The following is a 21,098-nucleotide window of genomic DNA, read 5'->3' on the forward strand; positions in this document are numbered from 1 at the left end:
GTCTAGTGTTACAAAAACTGAGTGAATCATATGAGAATTTTTGTCTTTTTATTATCACTTGCCACCGTAATTGATTGTCACGGGTTCGAACTCGCTGAGAAAGAATGGATGGTAGATGGTGTTGTATTTACCGTCGCTGAAGACGCCGCAAAAAATATAAAAGAGGGTAGTAAAGTCTACCTCGGGCCGGGGGTCTTCTCCGAAGGGATCAACATAAACCACAATAATGTGTTGATAAGTGGCAGCGATAATACACATTTCATTGGGGCTGTGGTCAACGGTAAAGCAACGTTTGTGGTTAATGGTGACGATGTCACAATTGAAAATATCGAATGCAGTGGTGTAGCTGTAAGAGACAATAACGGAGCTTGTGTTCGCCAGCAAGGTAAAAATTTAACTCTGTCCAATGTCTATTTTCATGATAGCCAACAAGGTGTACTTTCAGGCAAAGATACAGGACGTCTTTTAGTTCAGTTCAGTCGTATGGAGCGCCTTGGACTGAAAGGGCGGGCTCATGGCATTTATTCGGCCAATGACGAATTAATAATACGACATAGCACTATCATTAACGCGAAAGATCAGGGGCATGAAGTAAAGTCACGAGCCAAAAAGACGGTTATATCCAATTCTGTAATAGGCTCTGTTGACAGTAATAATAGTCGTGCGGTAGACATTCCAAATGGCGGGGAATTAAGCGTATCAAATTCGGTTGTTTTTCAGGGTACTAATACCGTAAACCGACAATTATTTGGCTATGGCCTTGAGACAATGGCGCGCGCGCGCCAGCATACCATTCGCCTCGACAACAATATCTTTATACTGGAGCGCACTGGCGCAAACGAATTCCTAGCCTTACCTGCACACGCTGACCAGGCTATAGATGTAACGGTTTTCGAGAATGCTATTATCGGTCAAAACATCATCGATATGGAGCAATATAAGCAATTCAATACTGTATATGAAACGCGCATTGAAGCCGGTATGAGTGCTGATATTCCTGATATCAGTACATTGCCCGCTTTACGCTTGCTCAAGGATCTCTGATGAAGCGGCGATATCTCCTGCTAGTGGCGATGGTAATATGTGTTGCCAGCATAATGGCGGGGGGATATTTTTTCGCCTCTGAATTATACGCGTTTAAAGTGAATGTCAAAAAGTACACTGAAATAAATATACCTAAAAACCAGGGTATGTTTAATGTGTTATTAAAAGTAATGGACACATCCGTCAGTCTTATTCCCGATAGAACATTTGTACTCGTTGATGAATCACGGATCAGTGAATTGCGCCGTTTTGTGGTCAACGCGTCAGTCAGCCCCGAAAATGTTATTGAGGTTAAAAGTATCGATACATTACGTTCGGTATTGTCGACGGTATCGTCGCCAACGAAAATCGTTATGCATCCAGGGGAATACTCCATTGAGCAATCATTAAACCTCCCGATGATTAGCGGGGCAGGCGGACCTTATATCCTGACTGCACAAGCCGGTAGCGATGTGGTTTTTAAGAGTGCTACTCAGGAAGCAATGATAGTGAAAGGTGCGAACTGGGTAATCGAAGGGGTTGAGTTTCAGGGAGTATGTGATTTTGATAGTTATTGTGAGCATGCTATTCACATCGTTGGCGATGCAGACAATATTACTATTCAGAACAATACGTTTAAGAATTTCAATGCGCATGTCAAAAGTAATGGTTTGCAGCTTGCAGATGAAGACCGCTCCGAATTCCCTGATAATGTAAAGATTCTTAACAACCGATTTTATAATCAATGGATGCGCGATACGAAAAATCCCGTCACACCCCTCGACGTAGTGGGTGGTGACAATTGGTTAGTGGCGGGTAACTTTGTAGCGGATTTTGCAAAGAAACGGGGTAATAAAACGGCTTACGGCATGTTTTTGAAAGGCGGTGGAGAAAATGGCCGGTTCGAAAGTAACCTGGTCGCCTGTGAGTGGAAACTTCGCTCTTCTGTATACTCAGATGTAAGAATAGGTCTTTCGTTAGGCGGGGGAGGTACTGGCAATAAATATTGTGCTGACGATAAATGTGACATAGAACACCGTAGCGGCGTTATAACCAACAATACCATAATAAATTGCCCCAATGATGTGGCAGTCTATTTAAATAAAGCTGCCAATACAACGCTTGCTGACAACCGGCTGCTTAATACGGTGGGGCTATCAGCGCGAGGTTCGGTATCCTCAGCATCAGCAACCAATAACCACATCCAGGGGATTATTGCTGCGGCGGACAGCGCTACGATAACTGAAAAAAACAACACGTTCGTACATTTTTTTGAGAGATTTTGATTTATGCTGGATAACCTGTTTTTTCTTGCCGTATTTGTAGCGGTTCCCTTTCTGATATGGAAAGCGCTAAAGATGAAAGATGAAGACTAATGCGTGATTTGATTTTATTGGCATTATTGCCATACCTTATCTATGCGAGTTTTAAGCGTCCTTATATTGGCTTGGCGTTATGGTTTTGGTCTTCATTGGTGCCTGTGAGTGTTTGGGGATATGGCTTAGCGACAACGGTTAAATGGAATTTTCTTTTTGCCATTGTAACTATGTGTAGTTACTTAATTAGTAAGAATAAACCCAGCCTTCAGAGGTCAGGTTTAGTCTTCCTGGTGATAGTTTTTTTTCTACATGCAACTGTTTCAACTTTGTTCAATATAGGTTACGAAGCTCACGTTTGGCGTGAATGGGAATACTTATTAAAGTCGTGTATTTTCTTCATTTTTGTAGTGCTTATTGTACGAGAAAAGGTGCATGTAGATGCTTTGATGTGGGCGTGCGCTCTATCTATTTCGGCTCGTGCAGCTATGGATGGGGTTAAGTTTCTACTGTCTGGAGGCGGACATTCTATTTATAGTATTACCCCTACTTTCAATGACAATAACCTGTCGGCTCTAGCGACGCTTATGTGTTTACCAATGCTGTTTTATCTTTTTACTCAATACAAACAGTTTACCTTTTTTAAATTTGGCTTATTAGGGCTTATCTTTTTCAATGTACTGTTTGTCCTGGGCTCTGACTCCCGTGGGGGGTTTTTAGGTTTAATAGTGCTCTCCGGTTATTTCTTTTTAAAAAGTAATAAAAAAATGCCCATCGCTATCGTGACATTAATTGTTGTGGTAATTGGCTTACAAGTGGTTGACGACGCCTGGTTTGAAAGAATGGAGACGATTAAATCAGCAAATGAAGACGGATCGTTTATGGGACGTGTCATTTCCTGGAAGTTAGCAATTATCCTCGCAGTCCAAAACCCTGTTTTCGGTGGCGGCTTTGATGCCGCTTCATACGGGCCGACCTGGTCTAGCTTAGTGTCAAATTTCCAAATGGTGAGTTTTATACCGAGTCCGGCACCAAGCACTGTGCATGTTGCGCATAGTATCTACTTTCAGGTACTTGGAGATTTAGGCTTCGTCGGTTTCGGTTACTATTTAGCATTGCTGTTTTTTACCTTTCGTAGATTTGATCAGATTAAAACTCTTAGCCAGGCAGAAAAATGGCGCACTGAAATAGGTCGGTTTATGATGCTGTCTATTGTTGCGTTTGCTACAGCAGGCGCGGCACTTAGTGCTGCATATAATGAGATCTTTATTATGTTGGTTGGTCTTAGTGTTGTGCTCTGGATACCGGGGAAGATAAAAAGGGTGAGCTCTGGTAAGAACACTCCAATTGACACAAAAGGGCGGGCTGGTGACAGACAATTTTAATTTTAAACGGGCCTTAGGTATCGCCTACTTGTGGAATATGCTAGGCAAGTTTGTAGTTAGGGGCCTGGGCATTATTAGCACACTGATCATTGTCAGGTTGTTAGAACCGGAAGACTTCGGGTTGGTTGCTATTGCAATGTTGATTATAGGGTTGGGTAATGTTCTGGCGAATATTGGTGTTTACAGGTATTTGATACTAAAACCGGATATTTGTGACAATGATCTCAACACAGCCTGGACTATCAACATCATACTCCGTTCAATTATTGTCGCTGGATTGCTGTTACTCGCTCCGATCTTGGCCAATCTATGGGGGGATCAAGATATCACGCTCGTGATTAGGCTACTTGCGTTAGTCGAATTGATTTCAATGTTTAAAAATGTGGGCATGATAACCTTTGAGAAGGCCGTAAGTTTTAAACAATCTGCGAAGCTCGGTGTCATCGCTAAATTTGGTAGTTTTACAGTAACTGTAATTTCCGCTTTTATGCTAAGAAACTATATGGCGCTAGTATTGGGTGCGATCACAAATGCGGCTTTTAGTACGTTATTTAGCTATTACATATCTAAATACCGACCCAAATTCTCATTAAAAATAGATCGCGCAATGTTCTCGGTTTCAAACCATCTTTTTCTTAGAAATATTCTTGGGTACGCACGCTCGCAAATGGATTTATTAATTGTAGGACAATTTTTTGGTTCTTCTGCGGCAGGTAAGTTTAACATTGCAAGAACGTTTGCAATAATGCCGCAAACCGACATAATCTCCCCTGCAATGCAGCCTTTCTTCTCCGCTTCATCAAAACAGAGTCGAGACTACAGTTTAGTCGAGATGAAGTTTTATCAGATGTTGTTTTTAAGCTTCTCGCTGGCATTTCCTGCAATTATCGGGCTTTATATTTTGTCTGAGCCTTTTACATTGGTTGTTCTAGGAGAAAAATGGATTGATGTGACTCCTTTCATCGGTATGCTTGGTTTTTTAATGCTGCCTTTTATCACTCAACCTTTGTTATTCAATCTTTATGATTTCAAAGGTAAGTCTGGTATTGGCATCCTTAATGATTTGTTTGGAATATTCGCGATTATCAGCGCTGTCATGTGGTTGCAGCCAGTTGATTTAACAACTTTTGTTGAGACAAGAATATTTGTTGCCTTTCTGTCGCTCCTATTTATGGTGTGGTTGGCTAGGATGTTAATACATCTTTCATGGCTTAATGTTCTGTTAATAGTGTTGGTTGTATCAATACCAACATTCACCATGTTTGCAGCTTTGAAAGCCTTAATGCCCGTATTTCTGAACATTAACCCTACTGTTGTCTTATTATCGGTAGGTATCATAGGTTTAGTTATTTACGTACTAATGTTTTTGCTAATAGCTAGTCTGTGCAAACGTATCAAAAGTCATTTCTTACATTTCTTATACCCAGACTTAATTTATAAATATACATATTGAGTGCCATTGATTAACGCTACCTATTGTTCCCGAATGCAGATAATAAGTGCACCACTCATGGTTAAATGGTTTGAAGAAATCAACTGCTTGTTGGTAGTACTCTGTAAACATCAAAAAATAATTATTTACAGTTAGACTTGAACATGTTTGAAAGTGTTAAGCAAGCACCGGATTTAGCAATCAAATGGCTCTGGCTTTACAACAATGAACGACCTAATATGGCTATAGTTGGCATACCACCGAAACAACTAATGAAAGCAGCATAACGGATTTTTATAAATAACTGCTGTTTGAATTGTGGGGGGGGGCTGTCATTGCAGTTTTTTACGCTGGAAACTTTATGAAAAAAGAACATTCCCTTTTACTTGATTTTTTGCGTTTCTTCGCGGCTATACTCGTTTTAATACATCACTCAGAACAAATTTTACATATTCCTCACTGGAGTTTTTTAGCATCATTCGGTCATGATGCTGTGATTTTTTTCTTTATTTTGTCTGGTTTTGTTATTTCATATGTGGCAAAGAATAAAGAGAGCGACCTGAGAAAATATGCGATAGCGCGAATATCTCGAATAACGTCAGTGTCTATACCATCGTTAATATTAGTCATATTTTTGCTACTCATTGGTAATCTTATATGGACTCCATATTACACAGCTTCCTCCGTTGACTCTTTCGAGTGGCTAGCTATTTTTATTCAAAGTTTATTTTATTTAAATTACTCATCGATTGGTGTAGGTGGAATACCAACAAACGGTCCTTACTGGTCATTGTCGTATGAAGTTTTTTATTATGTGATTTTTGGTATAGCTTACTATATCCGTGTCCAATGGATAAAATACTTATTGCTTTTAATAGTAAGTCTTGTTGCAGGTCTTAAGATTTTAGTGTTAATGCCAATTTGGATTTTAGGCTGCTATTTCTATGAAAAACATTCAGTGATTCAGCAACGTCCAGTCTTCGGCTCTATGTTGCTAATAGTTATAATGTCAATTTACTTACTAATAAGAGCATTAAATGTTGATGACCAAATTGTCAAGCTCAGTTCTATTTATTTCTTTGGTTCCGAAAGTTTGGCAAATGAAACTTTATCTTATGGAAAGCGATTTCTAGCGGATTACATATTAGCTGTAGTATTCGTAATGATATTGATTTCTTTGTTCATGATAAGCGACCTTTATAAGTATAGGATACGTCGTTTTGAAAGAGTAATAAAGTTACTCGCGTCTTATTCTTTCTCCATTTACTTGTATCATTATCCAATTTTAATTTTTTTATCTCATATGAAACTCAATAGCTACATCGCTATGATCACAACATTACTAATTTCGATGTTAATTGGATATTTTACCGAGAGAAAAAAGGATGTATTTAAAAAAGTAATTTCAAAGTCTCTGAACTTCACTCAATTACCAGAAAAGTAAAAGTTTATATTATAACAGTTATTGTTAAGAGAGTTAGGCTTATGTTCGCTTACCGATGAAATTTGAAGTATAAAAAATAAATCTTTTCAACTGTCTAAATCCCAACCTGAGAAATCTAAATCGGTAAGGCTTTTTAAGCTTTTGACATCGTCTCTAAATATCTTTCCATAATGAGCCATTAGCTCATTCTTTGTGAAACGATTTCTCTCAGATGGTTGAGACTGGGATTTTCTTATGGTATTGCCAAGCCTAGAATCTTTGACAATTTCGATCAGAAAGTTCAATTTCGCTTTTTGTAAAGCTTGTTGGAGTTTTGGATAAATTACCTTATTGTATCTGGTTGTTAAACTTGACGGTTTAAAGCTACTGTCAACCCCTAAATGTTTATAAACATCGGAAATGAACGTATCAGGAGTTCGCTCAATATCATCATAGAGCTTTACCAATATATTTTCGGTAGAAAGCTTTTGAACAAGGTATTTGTACATCTCAGAATACAAGCTTTCTCTTATTAGGAATTCCGACTGCTGGCACGCAGAAACCAAATCCGTATCAGCGCATCTTTTACCTTTAAATAATTCATATGCTGAATACGTTCTGGAACAGGGCTCTCGTAAAATAAGAATAACTTTTATGTTTGGATAATCCTTTGAAATTCGATCTAGCGCTGCTTTTGAATAAAAATAGTTAGGAGTAATTTCGCCTAACTTCCACTCCAAATCCTTAGGCTTAAACTGATCGAAATACCAGTCATAACCTTTGTTATAGAATGCATTAAAAAATTGGAGCTCTTTTTGTTGGGGTAAACATAATTCTGGGTGTTCGGATAGACAATTATGTAACCAGGTTGTTCCCGCCCTTTGGACGCCAATTCCTAAAAAGTCAATGTTTTTCATAGCTTGATATACTCGCTCTAAAGAGGCTATTGAATCGCAATATGATTCACCATCACGGCAGTGTTTTAATTTTTTCTTTGGCAGGTCGAGTTTTGACACTTATATCTTAATTGAATTCATTTCATCCATTTATATAAATGTTGATTACAACCGTTAAGTAACGCTAATGTATATCAGTGATGCCTGTTTGTTTTTAATTAAAGCTCTATATTTTTATACTCAATCTCCGTTATCGCCGATATAATGGCAAAATCGTTTAGACAAACTCTCATAAATACGATAGTCAAATCTATTAGGGCCTATAAAATGTATCAGAACTGATTGTTCAATATACATATTTAAATCTTTAGCTGGCTCAATCTTTGGGAATCCAAAATTTTGATATTCCGGCCAAGGCAAAACTACGGATTCGTCACACAATGAAATCATCACGTTACTTGAAAATTGTTCTGTTCCCCATTCATACCATGATTTTTCACCAAGTAAACTCTTCATTTCTTGAGAAAATGCTACCAATTCGTTTACCAAATCACTTCCTTTAGGGAAGCCTGTAAATGCTGAACAACCCCTAAGATATTTTTGTAAAGCTATTGACTTTATGTCATTAAGTAAAGATTCAGCTCGGGCTTGAATATGAGTATTTTTCCAACTTTTAGCAATATCTGCCATTTCACTTGGTGAAACAGCTTGTTGCCATTTGGGCCCACCTATTGTGAATGCTGTGTTATTCGTTACGTATTTCTTTACTTCTTTAAGTTCTGACAGGGTGAGTGTATCTGTATCGACCTGAATGACATAATTATTCTTACAAAGCTGCAAAATTCTCATTAGCCTCTCCCAAGTCCCACCGGAGGGGCAGCCCTGTAGGTCAACAGAGGATATCAGTGAAATTTTAACGTTTGGAAGGTGATGCTCAAAAACGGAATAATCAGCGGATGTCAAAGTACCATCATCCAACAACTCAACCTGACATGGTCCATAGAATGAAAGAAATGATTTCAATGCTAACAATGCCATATCAACGGCAGAATGGTAGACTTGTGAAACAATAATAACATCACTGCTTATAACACTATTACTGCTTGGTGGTGTCTGTCTAACTTGATTAGCAGCCTGGATAAATCGAGATCTGTTATATTTCGTTAGTGCCTTTTTTACCACTTTTCTCATAAATTCATTTCTCTATTAAGCCTTGTTTCCAATTGCTACAAAAAGTGTAAACAAACGCTAGCGATAGCTCATTTTTATTGGCCTTACAATAAAATTTACTTGCATTAGTAGCCATCATCCTACCAGTTTTTTCAAAGCGTCTGAGATACCTCGAACCTGGTTCTCCACACTAAAGTCACTCCTAATACGCAGCCTTCCAGCCTTACCATGCTCGTTAATCAAATCTTTTTTATTCATGTAAAATTCTAGTTTGTTAACAAATCCTGATGCTTTATCTTTATCAACTAGATATCCAGTTTTTCCATCAATGACTTGCTCTATGTTACCTCCAATTCGGGCACATATCACTGGAAGCTCCATTAGCATTGCTTCTGAGATTGAATTGCAAATACCTTCTTTTGAGGATACATGTAAGTATACATCTGCCAATTTCATGTATCCCTTGACATTATTAGAAACACCTTCGAATTTAACTTTGTCGTCTATCCCTAATTTTTCAACCTCTTGCTTTAAAGTAGATGTATCTCCTTTACCGAGGTGTATGAAGATAATTTTTGCTGTCGGGTGCTTAGCAATAAAAAGACTTGCAATATCAATAAAAAAATCTAGACGTTTTTCAGGTCTAAATTGTGCGACGTACAGGACTTTAAAAGAATCTTCATCGAAATGGTCGGGTATATTAGTGACGGCACTCGGCGTAAAAATCTCTGAATCTATACCGTTTCGAATTAAGGTTATTTTTGAAGCCGGTATTTTTTCTCTTCTATGCAAGTTATATTCTATATCTTTACTAATCGCCCAATATTCTGACCAAACAGTTAACCGGTGAAATATATACTTTAACATTTGTTTGTAGAATACTGGTTGGAATGTTTCATGAAAACCATACCTGGAATACCATACAAACTTCACTCCCTTAATTCTGAGTTTTAACTGGTTTTTACAAAATTTTGACGGAGGATCTATTATAACAACAACTCCAATGTTGTTATTGATTACAAAATTGCAAAACTCATCACTGAAAAGATGTAAAGTTAATTTTCTCATGAATTTTGTTGTTTGCCGTTTTACAGTTTCTCCTGAGTACGATATGAAACAATCTACGTTGTCCTTTGCTAGTTTTTTCGCAACTAAGTCATAGGAAAATCTAACTCTGTCTAACATAGTACCTTCAATTTCCGGCCATGTTATAGCGAAAAGAATATTTCTATTAGTGTACATAGTATATTTCTCTATAGTTCTTTAGTTTACCTAGCAGGATACGTCCCAGATCCTTTTGGCTATTCAAAGCCGTTCATTGCTCAGAATCACTTTGTAATAATATGCTGGCTGATGCCGTTGAAATAATTTGTGATTTGGCTTGTAAGTAAGCGTTATTGAGTTCTGTAAGTTCTTCTGATGAAAATTGCACATTATCGTAGTTACTCGTTTTATTCGTTATTTTGCCGGTTTCAAGATAACCAGAATGATCGCCACTGTTGCCAACACCCGTTAACTTCTGCTTAGCAAATTCAGGCACTAAAGCCGTTTCTAAACCCAGCAAATCTGTCAAAGAGTCCAGAGTTCGGGTGGTATTTTTACGTATAGCGTCTGCGTCGATGTAAATGTAGCTGGCAGTCTGTTTCGACAATTCTGACAAGTAATTGATGCGCTCTATATAATAGCTCACTGCCCCTGACTTGGTTGCAAATTCATGGTTTGGGTCTACCTTTGTATAGAGTTTTACAATGCTTGGAATGGTTGTTTGTGGTGGTCTTAGACTAAAGATTACGGTGAGCTCAGGTCTGTTTAGCAGGCTTGGACGTACGTGATGTTCTGAATGTAAGACTTTATCAAAGAAATAAGTACTTTTAGGCTTGATATTGTGGTGTTGCGCAAAAAGCAGTTTTTGTCTTACCAGGCTTTTCCACGAGAAGTAGCCGATATGCATCTCATAGTAACCATTTATGGCTTCGTGGTCGCCTAAAACATGCCCAAATAAGCTCGTGTTTGCCCGCATATGACTAAGCAACAATAAATGCTTATAGGACTTTAAAACGCTTGGTTGTGAAGCGATGATTTTCAGATTATCAATAAAATTCAAGCAAGAACCTTTGTATTATCAGTAGCGATTAAAATTTACTACGCAACCATAAGAAAAAAGCATAGGCCGCCCACTTAAAGCTAAACCTGGTCGCTAATGCAGTGAGTGCAAAACTACTTGCCAATGCTGTCTTCTTTTCGCTGAGTAATACGTGAGTCAGTTTCTTGAGTACGTTGCTTTTTTCTACTTTATAACGTTTTGTAGGGGCAAGGTCATTACTTAAACTTTTATTACATATTTGCAGTTGAAACAACAGTTTTTCTTTCTCGGTCAGCGATGTGGACGCCGATTTGGCGATAGGTATATAGTGCCTGGAAGAGACTTGTTCCGTGATGTAAACCCAGTCCGTTCTATTGAGTATTCGGCAATAAAAGTCCTTATCTTCTTCATACCGGATAGATTCATCAAACCCGTTGACGGCAGTAAACAGTGACTTTTTGACTATCGTACAATTAAGATGGCTGAAGTTACCCTGTGAGAGTAGCTTTATCGAGTTCAGACGAAAAACACCTTCTTGCGTGATACCGTCGTTCAAGCTTTTGAGATCGATGTTTTCCAGCCAGATACCGCGCCCTCGGAGCGGACTTGCTACATTATTACCTTCGATAACTTCTTGCTGAGATAAATAGACTTCAGCGTCCGGTACTTCGGTAAATAGCGAATGAGCCCTTGCCAGATGATGATTGTCGACCCACTCATCATCGTCATCAAGGAAGGCTACGTAGTTAGCATTGGCTTTAATTACACCGAAATTACGGGTGGTACTTGGCCCATATCCTGAACTGCCATGGGGATGCGACATCGCATAGAAATGTATTCCGGTTGGCTGCTCTTTGGGTAAAGATTGATACCAGTCCAGTGTTTCCTGGTTGGTGCTGCTATCGACAATAATAATTTCAACGGGTAATAGACTTTGGCTAAGTACCGAACTTATAGCTCGCCTGAGTAAGCCGACTCTGTCTCTCGTTGGTATGATTACCGCAATTTGAGCCAGACTTGTTGCGCTCATTTTGCAGTATCCTTAACGGTTAGACTGTGTTTTACTTTGACCGACGTTAAAAATTCAGAGGTGTTACGTTTAAACGCATTGAGTGAATGCATGTTTTTCGTGTAGGGCGTAATGCCCATTTTAACAGTGGGCGAATGAAACGAAAACAACAGGTGTTGCACGCCGAGCCTGATTAATGAGTCACTTAGTGCCAGCATATCCTTGCTGTTATAACCCTCGGCAGACAGTCGCACTTTGCGCACACCAAGGAGCTTTAAGAGTATTTTTCCAATCAGGTTGTTATTTAATCTATCGAGATTGCCAGCCTTTTTATTTAAATAATCGGTAAAGGGAGCTAGGTAGCTCACAAAGCCGGTGCTGTGTGTAATACAGCGGATATCGTCGGTAATGACTTCCTCATTATTGAAGGACGTAAAGTCAGGGCCATGTTGATGGCGGTAATCGGTAAAAGGCGTGATGCTTAAATCGACGGTATAACCAAGTTCTTTTAAAATGCGATAGGTGTTTTCACCTACGCCATAGCGTCCCGCCAAATAAGTCGTCGGCCGGTAGCCAACCTGGTTTTCGATTGTTTCGGTAAGTATTGTCAGCTTTGCCTGCTCAGTTGCCGCCGGTAAATTGCCCGGATAAGAGTCCTTTTCGTGTACTTCGTCCTGCTCTGCAAAGGGCGGATTCACCCAGGGGTGAAGATGCGTGGCAAACTCAACGTCGTTTGCGTGGTGAGTTTTAAAGTGGTGAATCACCGCCTGGCCTTGCGCTGAAGTTACAAAGGCGTAATCCATGGCAAAAACAATTTTTGCGCCCAGTGCAATAAGCTCCTGGCAGAAGTAAATAAGCTCCTCGCCGTGGTTAACCCCGTTATTAGACGCAAAGAAACCTGCATTCCAATCGAACTCTTCTTCTGTGTGTACGACAACCGACAGACGTGCGCTATTACTCATTGGTATGTTCCAGCAGATAATCTTTTAGTTCTATTAAACCGGAGAAGACCTTATCTGCTTGTTCCTTATCTGTTGCTGCTAATTGATGGCCGGTTGTCACTAAGTAGTTATGCCCTATACCGGCATTTTTACCAGCTTGAATATCACTTACTTTATCACCAATAAGTACGCTTTGTGCAAGGTCTATATTAAACGCCGATTGCGCCTGTTTTATCATGCCTGGTGCTGGCTTTCGACAAAGACAGGTTGTTTTGTATTTGCCGATACCGTGTGTTGGGTGGTGAGGGCAATGATATACCGCATCTATTGTGATGGAACGCAAGCTAAACTGCTGAATCATCCACTTTGTCAGATGCTGAAAATCCTCTTCGGTGTAGATACCTCGTCCAATCCCTGCCTGGTTAGTAATTACAACAATGCGGTAGTGCCGCTCCTGAAACGCCTTGGTAAGATCAAAAACACCGGGTAAAAACTCGAACTCCTCTATCTTATGACAGTAGTGTTTCTCTTTATTTATTACGCCGTCCCGGTCAAGAAATAGTGCTTTTTGAGTGGTCATTTTTCACTGGCTCTGTTGTTATGCTTTAAGCACGAGGTAGCGTTCAAAAACATTTTTCAACGCTTCAATGATTAACAGATAGCATCGGTTTACGGCTTCCTGACCGCTGCCATAAGGATCGGTAATTTCATTAAACTGACCCAACCCAGCAGGAACAAAATCGGCCAGGTTAAATACATACTTAACATCGTAATATTTGTCGATATTGTGTTGGTTTTTTTGATCGAAAATAAACACGATGTCGTTGTCGGTTAAATGGGATTGCAACAGGCGTTTAGAGCGATGCGTAGTGAGATCAATGCCCAAAAAACGGGCCGCAGCAATGCATTCTTGCGGGCTCTGTCGGTCTTCGTGTTGGTGAAAGCCAAAAGAGTCAACGGTAAAGTGTAGTTGCGTATTGCGCAGGAATATAGCGCTGAACTCGGCTGCCAGCGGGCTGCGCATAATATTACCATAACAGACAAATACCAAACGTCCTTGGCCTTCCAATGTGTACAGTGCTCTTAACAAGGCATTCATGCTGGTATTGCTATGTCTTTGGGGGAATTGACGTGCTAATTTATCGATCACGGTGGCATTGAGAAGTTGACGAAACTCTTCGGCAAAGGGCTGTTTGTCGGAGGCGTCATAGCTGTCAATTTTTTCGCTGCTCACTACACGGGCCAGAGACCCTAACCTCTTTACTGCGCTGAGAGTCGCAGCAAAGGGATTAACGGTTGACCATAGATATTGCATTTCACCGCGGATATCGTAGATATCATTGGTGAAGCTGCGGGCATAGGCGTTAGTGTTGTAATCGGTTACCGGGGTGCGTTTTAATTCGTAGTTACCCATTAAGTAGTTGGCATAATGGCGCGGAAAATCAATGCCAGCATGAATCGCTAAAGGCAGCGACCCCCAGAACCTGGCATTAACCTCAATCAGTATCCACTCACCGGTTGTGCGGTTACGCTTAAATTCAAACATGCCAACGCCGTCATAATCGGTCGCTGCGCACATGGCAATACAGGCGTCGGCCATGGCCTTATCGACAGGAATAGCTTTACGGTAGGAGCTTCCGCCACCGCTGCGAGGTTCGTTAACCCTGGTATGGGCAAATAAATATTGCACGTGACCTTTACAGGCCATCAACGAAATGCCTTCACCGGTGCCGCTGAAGTATTCTTCAACTAAAAATTGTTGGTTTACGATGTCACTGTGCTGTAGATAATGAACATATTCTTGTTCATTGCTGATGATAGCCACTTTGTTGCGGCTGGATAACTTGTTCTCACTAAAAGATTCAGTGGGTTTAATTACGAATTTAGAGGTGTATTTGTCCCGCAACAGTGCGTATTGAGTATTCTCCAGTGACAACAAATCTCCCCTGGCCACTCTCACACCGCAGGATTCAGCCACTTCCCTGGTGAGATGTTTATCAAATAAATTATCCCGTACTGACTTATTTGGCAACGCGAGTTTGGTTAATCCATTTAATTTTTCACGGTTGCTAAGCAACGGATAGATAGCCCGTTCATCACAGGGGAACACCATTGAATAAGCGTTTTTCTCAATGAGCGCCGCAACAGCTGTAATCCATTGGTCACTGGTGTAAGCCTGGTAGTTGTAAAACCATGCCTTGTTTATCCATTTAGATTTTAATGCGGGGGAGGTTTGATCGTAGCAAACAACATCCACGAAGATACCCATTTCACCTAAAGAGCGGATAACACTTAAGAAGCTGCGTGTATCTTCGCCCAGTACTAACGCCGAAATCATCGCTTGGGTACCTCTAACACACTAAATACCGCATCCAGTCCTAATTTGCCCACCGGCCAGGTTTGTATTACTTGCGCGGTAAAAACATCTACCAGTAATAACATTGACTGTTGTGGCGAGTGACTCCGCCGTTTTGAGCTCCTGGTTTGACTCATACCAACCAACACCTGCCCGGATGCAACGGGGGTAATACCCCTGAACCAGCCATTCCATTGCGGGGCGATGATCGCCAGATCCACTTCTGATGTGAGCGTCAGGGTATTTTTATCAAATACCTTGATACGGCCATTAACGGTTGTAAAGTACATGAATTTATCGGTTACCACGCCGTCGTGTACCAAGCCATCACCGATAAAGAGTTTTTTAGACGGGTCCGATATGCACACTGCGTCCATGAAGTCGCAACGGGTTACCCATACTTCGTTGTCCCTTAAAAAGCAAAAGTTGGGATGTGCTAAGTGGGGCTTGGTTGAACTCAGCGCGCGCCAGTCTTTACCGCGGCCTTCTCTGGCGACAGAGCCCGCCACAATAGACTCCGACCGAATGATGCCTGTGGCAGTATTTAAAATGTCGACGCAGTCTAAGCCCGTATTGGCAATGTACAGAGAATCTCCCAACGGCAACACATGATGCAAATCGTTAAAGCGCGGGTTGGTGTGCTGGTTTCGCACGCACATAGTATTGATGTCTATTTCAAGCACTTCTGTTTCGGTTGTGACATATAAGCTATTGCCTTGCAAATGGCCCGATTTAAACAGAATGTTAGTGGCGGCAGACTGCTCCGGCGGGCTGGATTGATAGCACAGCCTCTGTTGTTCAGTAATGTCGCCATTGCCTGAAATAGTGAGCTTAACTGCCAGCGCTTTATTGTATTTTGGGCTGTTGCCGCTATTGATAGAGCCACCTGTGACAATAAGTTCCTTGTCTTGCCATGTGATCTCATGCGGACGGGTATTTATACGTTGCTTAAATGCCTTGAGCCGCTTGACTACCCGGTTCGTGAGAGAGCGACGTTTAAAACTATCGATAATCAACGGCATGCTTTGGTTTGATAACGACCGTTTGTATTGCGACTCACCACCCATAAAATCATACAACGTTATGCCAGCGGCAATGTAGTGGCACTGGGTGAGATAATGACCCACCAGGCCAGGTTTTGTATGTACGAGAACTTCATCGTAAACATTCGCAGAAAGGTAGAAATAGACGTTCTTACCTTCTTTAAAGTTGTAGAGATAGGAAATGACTTTTGGGCCCGCAGACACTTTGATCATGTCAATTCTGCCTTTATCAAAGGCTGCACGGATCAAATTGTGATGAAACTCTACAAATAAAGGATTAGTAAAGCCGCTACCCACATCGGTGTTTTTCCACCGGGTAATATGGTGAGGGGCTGCCTCCTCAAACCATTGTAAAGCCTCATCGGCTGAAGCGGCCACGCTTACGTTCAGGATACCGTATTTTTCATACTCCCTGATACTGCGGTTAATTTGATAGCGAGTATTTCGTGAAAGTGACGAGAGATAGGCATTACCGTCGCTGAACTTTGCAAGATTGGTCTGATAGGTATGACTGTACCATTTCGTTTCGTTTTGCAGTTCAAACAGCGCGTAGACAGACAGCGCCTGTTTGATGGAAGCGCCAACAATGAACTCATCCCACTTTAAGTGATTAATACAATGTTCTACCAATGCTACCCGTGCTCGTTGCGCATGCGTTTTGTGTAGCAAAAAATCATTGTATTCAACCCAGGGCTGATCGTGCACGGCAGATCCATATCGATTGAGATGGGCTGACACCGTCATCCGTTTTTTTTGCAAAACAACAAAGCCTGCGCCCACCAATTCGTCACCCAACTCGGCTTTGATGAATATCAGTTGGCCACAGTTAGCGTGTCTGAAGTAGCTCGAGATCCAATCCCAGTTTAAAAACGGATTGGGCGATGAATGCTGATAAAGGGTCTGCCATTCCTGTTGCAGATGATCGATGGCGCCAACAGGTTTAGAACTAACAACGATAGCTACCACTTGAATCCTTTTGATCCTGCAATGAATAGGGCGAGGCGTTGGATAAAATCTACACCACTTTACCCATCAGGTGAGTGAACGAATGCAAACTATCTATTCACTTTGTTGCACTGACAAACAAAACGATGGTTATTTATTCACTTTAATAACGGGATTGTAAAAATGTTCCTGTAGTTTTACAAGCACTGGTCTTATAGTGACTGAATATTCTTGAAAGATAACGAAATGCTTAACAGTGACATCATGCTTTTAGACTTATCGTTATCATTTTCAATAGTTTTTAATGTACATTCTTGTTGGTTTTTGAATCGTTAACAGCTTCAAATTTAACTCTTTGGATAAGTGAAATAAAATAGATGAAGGCCAATTTAACCAAAAATCATATTCGAGGATTAGATTCCCTCCGTGGACTAATGGCACTGTGGGTGGCGATTGCGCACACTCTGATGACTTTTGATATTTACGTACCAGCGGAATTGGCCAGAGTTTTCAATGTAGCTTACGCAGTAGATGTTTTTATGATCCTTAGCGGGTTTGTAATTTTTCTTCTATTGGATACTCAGCGAGAGTCTTTTAATGCGTTTATTGTGCGCCGAGCCTATAGATTGTTTCCTGTCTATCTTATTGCATTGGCTATTTCAGCTTTAACCATTAACTGGCAAATTGAAGTCTGGAGTAATTTGGATTCAAGCGGTGCTTATTACAATGGACGGTTGGCAACTTTGGAGGAATCGAGTAATCATTACTGGCCTCATTTATTAACTCATTTGGTATTATTGCAAGGTTTATTTAGTGAACTTCTAACCTATAGCGATTTCACCTTCATTGAGCCTGCGTGGAGTCTCACTCTGGAGTGGCAGTTCTATCTTGTTGTTCCTTTTATTTTTTATTCATTAATATCCTCAAGTAAACAATATCGACTGTTAGTAATTGCTGCCATTTTGGCTTCTACGTATGGGTCGTTCGGCTCTGGATTTCTAGCCAACAATATTCACTTTTTTATTGTTGGGATGGCTTCTTATTATCTCTACAAAAATATTGATAAAATTGGTTTTACCCATTTACCATTAGTGTGTCTGTGCATTGCTTTAGTTCTCAGAAATATACCAATGACCATTTGGTTTGTATGTCTATACGGACTTTTGAGTCAAAACTGGTTCGGTTCAATACTGCAAATGGTATTGCATCGCAGAATTCTAATATATGTGGGTAAAACATCTTATCCTATTTACGTTATTCATACGCTTTGTATCTATCCTTGTTTGCTTTTATCTGCGGCTTTGTTTCCGGATTCGGCGCCACTTTTTGTTTCTTTCGCGGTGCTCTCTACACTATGTTTAACTGTAGTACTGAGTAGCGTGCTACATCATCTTGTAGAGGTTCCAATGATCCGTTGGGGCAAGGCAGTTTCAGGACGATTCAATAAACATTCGAATATTTGATTGAGCGTGTAGGTATAGGTTTTTGGTGACATTGAGTTGACTTAAAATTATCCAGTATGTGTTTTATTCCGTCATGGTTTTTCAACTAAGACTTTTAACGTGATACGCAATCTCGTTTTATTGACGAAGAGAATCAATAGTTACCTCAACCTAAAACCTAACTTTTATTCCACTTGGATTGAATGTGGAATTTCAAAAGTGCCATATATTCATACATTGCTCGCTGAAACCCCTCAAGGGCCGTGCGATTAGGTAATGAAAGATAAGGCATTAACCCGGCCCGGCCCTGATAATCAACTGCCGAAAAGAGAAGTTGAATGTGAAGGTCTTCGGCTATCATTAAGAGTCGGCGGTGATGGGACGCACTGGATACCGCGATAACCACATTGTCTGCAATGATGGAGGCCGCCGCCTCGAGTTCAGAATAGGTATCCGTGCCGGCATTAACGGTTATGACCGATTGCTGAGGAACGCCGAGCGCACGCAAATAAGTACTGGCGACCTGTGCATAGGATATAGAATCATCTGCTAAAAAATGCCCACCTGTTACAATAATAGGTACGTTGAGCTGCTGGTTTAATATGGCCGCTTGAGCAAGCCGCTGTAGTGAACATTCCGAGTACCTGGCCGTCTCATTTGAAGCCAGTAGTTCGGTGTCATAACTACATGCCAGAGGCAAAATATAGCGCGGTGGTTTGCTGTAATTTTTATCGCTCTTAAAGCGTTCCAGCGGATATAATAAGAGATCGGCGACATAATTCTGCGAGCTGATGATAAACAATGTTAGTGCGGTGATAACCAGGCGCCTGGCTAATGTCTCATTGTTCAATAATTTAACCAGTGCTGCTAAGCCCATAATAAAGGTCAGTAAATGCAAAGGGGCAGTAAGCCACACAATAAACTCTTTCATAGTAAAAGCGACAATGGCAGCAGTTGTGAGATATAACCAGTAACCTAACATTTGAGGTAGTAAGATGGAATTTAAATGCAAGTTAAAACTTAACTGCGCCGTGTTTCTTTGCCTGATATTGCTTAATCATTGCCAAGCGCTGGCTGATGAGCAGCTTGTGAATAGCGTTAAGCAGATCTCAAAAAGTGTGGGAGCAATCGGCTTATATACGCCTTTAGAGGCCAGAGCGCCGGCAATTTTAGGCACCGGGTTTGTGGTAGGGAATGGTGAGTATGCTATTACTAACCATCATGTAGTCGACAAGCCGTTAAACCCCGAAATCGTGCAGCACTATGTTTTTATGAGCGGGGTAGGACAGCAGGTAAACATTGTAAAGGCAGAGGTGATTCGCATTGATCCGGTTCATGATCTGGCGTTGTTAAAGCTCGCAGAGCATTTGCCTCCGGTGTCGCTTGGCAGCAACGAATTATTACCCCCCGGAACAGATATTGCGTTTACTGGCTTCCCCATTGGTGCAGTCTTAGGACTGTTTCCTGCCACCCACAAAGGGATTATTTCGGCAATAACTCCAGATGCTATTCCAGCCAGAGGTGCGGATCAGCTCTCTACTGAAATGCTGAAAAGACTGGGTGCCTCTCAACTTATTTATCAGTTAGATGCCACCGCTTATCCGGGGAATTCCGGTAGCCCTGTCTTTTTGCCAGAATCGGGGGCTGTAGTAGGCGTGATAAATAAAGTTATTGTCAAAGATACTAAAGAAAGTGCACTTTCCAGTCCCTCTGGGATTTCTTACGCCGTGCCTGTCGAGCATGTATTAAAACTAATACCAGAAGACTGAAATATGCACTGAAGAGTGCAGGGGGGGGGATCAGTTAGTATTTACTGTAGAAAAAAATATACATACTCCGAGCATAAATTGAGTATAAAAAGTAGCCGGGATGTCGTATAATACGCAGTGGCTTTTTATAAGTAAAGCCATTGAATTATCGCGGAGTAACGCGGGTAGAGGTTTCGTATGAATACACAACGGTCGTCTCGTCGGGAAATATTAAAAAAATCAGGTGCTATTGCCGGTGTCACCATTATACCGTCTCGTTCGGTATGGGGGGCCTGTAATGCGTCGGGAGTTTCCGGAGGCTCAAAGGATGCTATAGAAAGCTGTACATTCAGAGCTAATGAGCTCGGCGGTCGGTCGCCTGGTTCTTGGTCAAAGTTTTTGAGTGAAGCCACCGAGGCGCCTGACCCATCTGATAGTCCTGGTGGTCGTGACGAAACGGGGTTAAATAAGATCCACGGCATGTTTTCCAATTACTACTTTCCGTGGAACAAGAAGATCAGTGATGCTGAGCGGCTGGCGTTAAAGAAAGTCTACGATAGTATTAACAATACCATCAGAACAACGACTGTGGATTTAGGTGGTGACGGTGCAATAATACCTGTTGGTCAGTTGCATTTAGAATCAGCGTTGTCAAACAGTGGCGGCATTGCGTGGCATCTGGCGTCGGTATACCTTAATTTTAAATATGGTTTTGTTCGGTTGCCTGCATCATACATGTCACCCGCGGAATATCTGGTTAACTTGTGGGCAGTAGCGCATGTGTCATATGACTCGTACGCGGCATTTGAAAACGACGTCGATGCTCAGTATGAAGATCACAGTATGTCAGATTTCCGGGCAGACTGATCACAACGGACTGATTACC

The 21,098-nt window shown here is 41.1% G+C and carries 18 protein-coding genes; 8 read left to right on the forward strand and 10 right to left on the reverse strand.

The window, feature by feature from the left end; all coding sequences use genetic code 11:
- Positions 1-30: 30 nt before the first annotated feature.
- The 5 genes from OIK42_RS06095 (at position 31) to OIK42_RS06115 (ending at position 6,600) form a co-directional block, all read left to right on the forward strand.
- On the forward strand, positions 31-1,044 hold the full coding sequence (locus OIK42_RS06095; protein WP_273639092.1) for a right-handed parallel beta-helix repeat-containing protein: 1,014 nt from the start codon (positions 31-33) through the stop codon (positions 1,042-1,044).
- Complete coding sequence (locus OIK42_RS06100) at positions 1,044-2,309, forward strand: hypothetical protein (RefSeq protein WP_273639093.1); 1,266 nt, start codon at positions 1,044-1,046, stop codon at positions 2,307-2,309. The genes OIK42_RS06095 and OIK42_RS06100 overlap by 1 nt, the downstream gene beginning before the upstream one ends.
- A gap of 89 nt (positions 2,310-2,398) precedes the next feature.
- The gene (locus tag OIK42_RS06105) at positions 2,399-3,724 is read left to right on the forward strand and encodes a putative O-glycosylation ligase, exosortase A system-associated (protein WP_273639095.1); all 1,326 of its coding nucleotides are present in this window, start codon (positions 2,399-2,401) and stop codon (positions 3,722-3,724) included.
- The gene (locus OIK42_RS06110; RefSeq protein ID WP_273639097.1) at positions 3,708-5,177 is read left to right on the forward strand and encodes an oligosaccharide flippase family protein; all 1,470 of its coding nucleotides are present in this window, start codon (positions 3,708-3,710) and stop codon (positions 5,175-5,177) included. Before OIK42_RS06105 ends, OIK42_RS06110 begins: the two co-directional genes overlap by 17 nt.
- A gap of 340 nt (positions 5,178-5,517) precedes the next feature.
- A complete protein-coding gene (locus OIK42_RS06115; RefSeq protein ID WP_273639099.1) occupies positions 5,518-6,600 on the forward strand; it encodes an acyltransferase family protein in 1,083 nt (360 codons plus the stop codon).
- 86 nt (positions 6,601-6,686) lie between these two features.
- Here the strand turns inward: OIK42_RS06115 and OIK42_RS06120 are convergent, their stop codons facing one another.
- The 9 genes from OIK42_RS06120 to OIK42_RS06160 all read right to left on the reverse strand — a co-directional run bounded on the left by OIK42_RS06120 (position 6,687) and on the right by OIK42_RS06160 (position 17,043).
- Positions 6,687-7,595 carry a sulfotransferase family protein gene (locus OIK42_RS06120; protein WP_273639101.1) on the reverse strand — a complete coding sequence of 303 codons (909 nt, stop codon included), beginning with the start codon at positions 7,593-7,595 and terminating at the stop codon, positions 6,687-6,689.
- A 120-nt stretch (positions 7,596-7,715) separates the two neighbouring features.
- Positions 7,716-8,666 carry a hypothetical protein gene (locus OIK42_RS06125; RefSeq protein WP_273639103.1) on the reverse strand — a complete coding sequence of 317 codons (951 nt, stop codon included), beginning with the start codon at positions 8,664-8,666 and terminating at the stop codon, positions 7,716-7,718.
- A gap of 114 nt (positions 8,667-8,780) precedes the next feature.
- Positions 8,781-9,830 (reverse strand): glycosyltransferase family 4 protein, encoded by a 1,050-nt coding sequence (locus OIK42_RS06130; RefSeq protein WP_273639105.1) that lies wholly within the window; start codon positions 9,828-9,830, stop codon positions 8,781-8,783.
- 130 nt (positions 9,831-9,960) lie between these two features.
- On the reverse strand, positions 9,961-10,749 hold the full coding sequence (locus OIK42_RS06135; protein WP_273639107.1) for a hypothetical protein: 789 nt from the start codon (positions 10,747-10,749) through the stop codon (positions 9,961-9,963).
- A 28-nt stretch (positions 10,750-10,777) separates the two neighbouring features.
- A complete protein-coding gene (locus tag OIK42_RS06140) occupies positions 10,778-11,758 on the reverse strand; it encodes a glycosyltransferase family 2 protein (protein WP_273639109.1) in 981 nt (326 codons plus the stop codon).
- Entirely contained in the window at positions 11,755-12,699 is a 945-nt protein-coding gene (locus OIK42_RS06145; RefSeq protein WP_273639111.1) for a polysaccharide deacetylase family protein, read from the reverse strand. Before OIK42_RS06145 ends, OIK42_RS06140 begins: the two co-directional genes overlap by 4 nt.
- Entirely contained in the window at positions 12,692-13,258 is a 567-nt protein-coding gene (gene gmhB / locus OIK42_RS06150) for a D-glycero-beta-D-manno-heptose 1,7-bisphosphate 7-phosphatase (protein WP_273639113.1), read from the reverse strand. The genes OIK42_RS06145 and gmhB overlap by 8 nt, the downstream gene beginning before the upstream one ends.
- A gap of 18 nt (positions 13,259-13,276) precedes the next feature.
- Entirely contained in the window at positions 13,277-15,016 is a 1,740-nt protein-coding gene (locus OIK42_RS06155; RefSeq protein ID WP_273639114.1) for an arsenate reductase/protein-tyrosine-phosphatase family protein, read from the reverse strand.
- Positions 15,013-17,043: a GNAT family N-acetyltransferase gene (locus tag OIK42_RS06160; RefSeq protein ID WP_273639116.1), complete on the reverse strand. Its 2,031-nt coding sequence runs from the start codon at positions 17,041-17,043 to the stop codon at positions 15,013-15,015. The genes OIK42_RS06155 and OIK42_RS06160 overlap by 4 nt, the downstream gene beginning before the upstream one ends.
- A 356-nt stretch (positions 17,044-17,399) precedes the next feature.
- Here OIK42_RS06160 and OIK42_RS06165 point away from each other — a divergent pair, with 356 nt between their 5' ends.
- Complete coding sequence (locus OIK42_RS06165) at positions 17,400-18,485, forward strand: acyltransferase family protein (protein WP_273639118.1); 1,086 nt, start codon at positions 17,400-17,402, stop codon at positions 18,483-18,485.
- A 157-nt stretch (positions 18,486-18,642) separates the two neighbouring features.
- Here OIK42_RS06165 and OIK42_RS06170 read toward each other — a convergent pair whose 3' ends face one another.
- Positions 18,643-19,395 carry a YdcF family protein gene (locus OIK42_RS06170; protein ID WP_273639120.1) on the reverse strand — a complete coding sequence of 251 codons (753 nt, stop codon included), beginning with the start codon at positions 19,393-19,395 and terminating at the stop codon, positions 18,643-18,645.
- A gap of 157 nt (positions 19,396-19,552) precedes the next feature.
- Between OIK42_RS06170 and OIK42_RS06175 the strand changes: the two genes are divergently transcribed.
- A complete protein-coding gene (locus OIK42_RS06175; RefSeq protein WP_273639122.1) occupies positions 19,553-20,233 on the forward strand; it encodes a S1 family peptidase in 681 nt (226 codons plus the stop codon).
- A gap of 177 nt (positions 20,234-20,410) precedes the next feature.
- On the forward strand, positions 20,411-21,079 hold the full coding sequence (locus OIK42_RS06180; RefSeq protein WP_273639124.1) for a hypothetical protein: 669 nt from the start codon (positions 20,411-20,413) through the stop codon (positions 21,077-21,079).
- The last annotated feature ends 19 nt before the right edge of the window (positions 21,080-21,098 follow it).

The organism is Alteromonas gilva, from assembly GCF_028595265.1.
GTDB classification, from domain to species: Bacteria; Pseudomonadota; Gammaproteobacteria; order Enterobacterales; family Alteromonadaceae; genus Alteromonas; species Alteromonas gilva.